The organism is Xanthomonas sp. NCPPB 3959, from assembly GCF_056675575.1.
In genome coordinates this window covers 1-4166 of sequence record NZ_JBWWVR010000039.1, presented here as the reverse complement: position 1 = coordinate 4166, position 4166 = coordinate 1, and the positions used below count along the sequence as shown (strand labels likewise).

The 4166-nt window shown below is 57.6% G+C and carries 3 protein-coding genes; 2 read left to right on the top strand and 1 reads right to left on the bottom strand.

Translation table 11 applies throughout. The annotated features are described in order from the left end of the window. Positions 1-278: 278 nt before the first annotated feature. The gene (locus tag AC1KVG_RS21675) at positions 279-1670 is read right to left on the bottom strand and encodes a site-specific integrase (protein WP_481095789.1); all 1392 of its coding nucleotides are present in this window, start codon (positions 1668-1670) and stop codon (positions 279-281) included. Positions 1671-2029: 359 nt separating this feature from the next. Here AC1KVG_RS21675 and AC1KVG_RS21670 point away from each other — a divergent pair, with 359 nt between their 5' ends. Both AC1KVG_RS21670 and AC1KVG_RS21665 read left to right on the top strand, forming a co-directional pair. Then, positions 2030-2173 (top strand): hypothetical protein, encoded by a 144-nt coding sequence (locus AC1KVG_RS21670; protein ID WP_481095788.1) that lies wholly within the window; start codon positions 2030-2032, stop codon positions 2171-2173. Between the two features lie 876 nt (positions 2174-3049). Then, a protein-coding gene (locus AC1KVG_RS21665; RefSeq protein WP_414397364.1) for an IS3-like element IS476 family transposase occupies positions 3050-4166 on the top strand; the annotation gives its coding sequence in 2 pieces (ribosomal slippage) (positions 3050-3305 and positions 3305-4166; 1118 coding nt annotated over the 2 pieces). This gene is flagged as partial in the annotation.

Sequence of the window (4166 nt, the reverse complement as noted above, 5' to 3'; positions counted from 1 at the left end):
TGTGCTTGCGGTGCTGCGAGGTGTTCGAAAGGTTACTTTGCCAGGTAGGCGTTGATTGAGGAGAGATGGCAGATGTTCGGCATTAGGCGTGCTGGTGATGCTCATGATTGAATTCCGAAAGGGTGGAGAAGGGCGTTGAGGTTTGAGCCGGCTGCGTCAGTCGTTTGGCCTACGTCTTCAGTTGCCCAACAACGGGGGTCGAAGCAGGCGACATAGCGGCGGCGGTGGCGACAGCACCGCAACAAGGTTGCAAAACCGGACATAAGGGCAGGGCACGGTCAGGGGTAAAACTTGCTCGGGTCCGCCAAACACTCCGAAAACTGGCCACGCTCATACTTGGGCAACTCGACCGGCGGCTTGTATTTCGCCAGAATTCTGATCTGCGTGGCCCGGGCAAGCTTTGGCTTCTTGTGGAAATACGCGTCGTGCAAGACGGGCACGTTCTTCCGCAGCGAGTGGCCGGTGATGAGGGCGATGTCCTGGTCGGACACGTTCTTGTGGTGAAGCTCGGTGGCAAGCGTGTGGCGGAAGGCGTGAGCGCCGATCCCCTTTCCGAAGCCCAAGGTCTTCATGTAGCTGCTGAACTGGTTCACCGCGCCTTGGCTGTAGCGCGCATTGGTCTCACCCGTTTCCCGGTTCACGCCCGCAGACAAATGCGGAAAGAGTCTGGGATGGCCAGTAGCCTTGATGTCCTCAATGAAATCCAGGAAACCAGCATCCAGCAATGGTTTGGGGATGGGCAGGGTGCGAACTGCCGCTTTGCCTTTTAGGCTTTGACGGCTCCTGTCTCGGTCCTTATGCCTGAGATCGGCGTCGACCGTTTTTTGGATGCGGATACACCAGACCTTGGCTTCTTCGACGATGTCGGTGACCTTCAACTGGGCGAGCTCGTTGATGCGCGCGCCTGTATAGAGCGAGATCATGGGCAGCCACCACCGATGCGGATACTTCTTGGCCCAGGCCGGGAACGTCTTGGGTGAAAAGATGCGCTGAAGCTCTTCCTCGTCGAACAAGCGCTCGGGTTTGTTCGGGTCCACGACTAGGTCTTTCTTGATTTCCGGGAACGCGTCCATCGGCGACATGGGAATCGCCTTGGCTTTTACCAGCTTGCTGAAGAAGGTCACCAGGAACCGCCGGTGCTTCTCCAGCGTGGCGGGAGCGGGCGGCGACACGCCCAGCTCTTTGCCAAGGGCAACCGCCTGTTCGACCGTGTAATCCCGATACTTGGGATCGGACAGCAGAAGTGGGGGTGCCCAACGCATCAGGTCCCACAGCCTGTAGATGTGAGCATGGTCGATGCGCGACACAGGAACGTCACCGCAGGCAATCCGCAAGAGCTTCAGCGACCGAGCCGTGTCTTCGACGGTCTCTTTGGCCAGGCCGCACCGCTCGCGGTGCCCGAGGTAGTCCGAGATCTCGACCGAGAGCAAGCGCGCCGGCGATCCGAGTGGCAGTGGCTCTGGGTAGAGCGTCCGATTCTTACTGAGGCGCACTCTACGGGAGCGCTCATCCGCGCGGTCAAAGAGTTCTAGTGCGTGGATCGCGGCTTCGCGACCCGTGATGTTGATTTCGGTCGCTCGGATGTTGCCAACATGGACATCCTTGATTTGTAGGAGCCCAAACGGGGAGGTGATGTAATCGCGGAGCTGTTGCTGGACGATAGAGGACATTGCTTGCTTCCATTTTTTCAATGGAAGTAGTGATAGAACAGCCCGGGAATTCGTCAATCAAAACGGGCAATTTTTTACTTTTCCTGAAGCAAACTCTACCGTAAAGGCCCAGCCTGAATTTCTGCCAAAATTATTATGTCTGGTTTAAGTGCGGTGGTCCTATATAATTCAATGGTTTAGCGGCGCGTCGGGGAATAATTTGGAGTGGTTTGCCCTGTCATTACTGTACTGTTTAATGCAAATAGACTAACTAAAAGAGCCCTTATGTTAGTTTTTAAGGTGTACCGTTCCTAAATGAGGTGCTGAGATGTTAGTATTATCTCGGAATATAATGCAGCTGAAAACGGGAGTTAACTAACATGGACCACTTCGAGGGCGTGGTGCTCGATTACCTCCGAGCGGACCGCGCGCTGTTCGTCAACAGCCAGTGCTGCATCCAGCTCAACGAGGGCGCCAACCCGGACACCAGTGGCCCGCACTGGTATCTCGATACCTGCCGTTAGGCTTAATGAGCAAGGGGCTTAGGGGTAACTTGACGGCCCCCAAATCCGTCCTAATCTGCGTGCTCACTTTAGGGCTCGGCGGATGGAATCTCATAGAGACACATCATTTTCATATGAATTTTTAAAGAACAATGGCCGTGTCAGCACCCGTAGCCAACCCACTGCGGAAGCGCTGGCTGAACAGATTTGGGGGCCATCGATGCGCGATGTTGTGGACTCTTTTGCGCCTTGGCTCGCTCCCAGCCTCGAAGAATGCGTTGAGATAGAGCGAAGCATGCTTGCGCTGAAGAGACTTGCTGAAGAGCCGACCGGGTCAGCTGACCTGGAATTGCGCAAGAAGGAAGTCTCTCGCCACTCTAAAGTGGTTGGGCGGTGCGAGGCGATGGTGCGCCCAATGATTCCCTTTCAGTCCGCCATGGAGGCATTCGAATTAGATCACTTTCAGAGCCTGGGAGGCATGGCTGGCATAGGTCCTTCGAAGCATGACTACCTTGGGTTGCATTGCAAGCCTTTGCGCGCATCTACCTCTCGTCACGGGGGCATTTTGCTCACGTTGTGTGCATCCAGGTGGGGCGGCCGAATCGAACACGCAATGTTTACTCTCCCCATTGTTCTTCCGAGAGAGGGTGGGCAGTATAGTCCGCTGCACTGCGTCGCCGTCCAACGGGTGCTATCCGCCAGGATGGACGGATGGGTAACTACGGAGGATACGATTCTCCCCGCCGACTCTCTCTATTTGCAACGCCTGTCATTGCAGGGTTAAAGCGAGTATTGATGAGGTGCTGGTAGGCAACCTCGGGACCAGCCTTCTCTGACCTGCCCCCACTGAGCCGTACCAGCTGAAGCTATAAAGTCCGTGAACGCAAGAGGACGGACATGAAGAAGAGCAGATTCAGCACCGAGCAGATCATCGGGTTTATCAAACAGGCCGACGCGGGCATGGCCGTGGCAGAGTTGTGCCGTCGGCATGGTTTCAGCCCGGCCAGCTTTTATCAGTGGCGGGCCAAGTACGGGGGGATGGAGGCCGACGAGGCCAAGCGGCTGAAAGAACTGGAGGTCCAGAACACTCGATTGAAGAAGTTGCTGGCCGAGGCGCACCTGGACATCGAAGCGCTGAAGGTTGGCTTCGGGGTAAAACGCTAGCGCCGCAACGCAAGCGCGAGGCAATCCGACGAATGCTCGAACACACCCCGTTGAGCGAGCGCCGGGCTTGCCGCCTTGCGGGGCTGTCCCGCGATGCTTTCCGCCACGCACCCGTGCCGACGCCAGCCACGCAGGCGCTGTCGGCGCGGCTGGTCGAGCTGGCCCAGACCCACCGCCGCTTCGGCTATCGCCGACTGCATGATTTGTTGCGCCCGGAGTTTCCATCCGTGAATCACAAAAAGATTTATCGCCTGTACGAGGAAGCCGAGCTGAAGGTGCGCAAACGGCGCAAGGCCAAGCGTCCGGTGGGTGAGCGGCAGAAACTGCTGGCGTCCTCCATGCCGAACGACACCTGGAGCATGGACTTCGTGTTCGATGCGCTGGCCAACGCACGCCGCATCAAGTGCCTGACCGTGGTCGACGACTTCACTCGCGAGAGCGTGGACATTGCCGTGGATCACGGCATCAGCGGGGCTTACGTAGTGCGCCTGCTCGATCAGGCGGCGTGTTTCCGTGGCTATCCACGCGCGGTCCGCACCGACAATGGCCCCGAGTTCACCAGTCGCGCCTTCATTGCCTGGACGCAGCAACATGGCATCGAGCACATCCTGATCGAGCCGGGTGCCCCCACGCAGAACGCCTACATCGAAAGCTTCAACGGCAAGTTCCGCGACGAGTGCCTCAACGAGCACTGGTTCACCTCGTTGGCACAAGCCCGGGACGTGATCGCAGACTGGCGACGCCACTACAACCAGATCAGGCCGCACAGCAGTTGTGGTCGCATCCCGCCGGCACAGTTCGCCGCCAACTACCGTACACAACAAGCCAACAACGCAGTACCCTTCAACCC

Excerpts from the sequence above, each read along its gene's own strand:
- AC1KVG_RS21675 (WP_481095789.1), bottom strand. The coding sequence starts at position 1,670 with ATGTCCTCTATCGTCCAGCAACAGCTCCGCGATTACATCACCTCCCCG.
- AC1KVG_RS21670 (WP_481095788.1), top strand. The coding sequence starts at position 2,030 with ATGGACCACTTCGAGGGCGTGGTGCTCGATTACCTCCGAGCGGACCGC.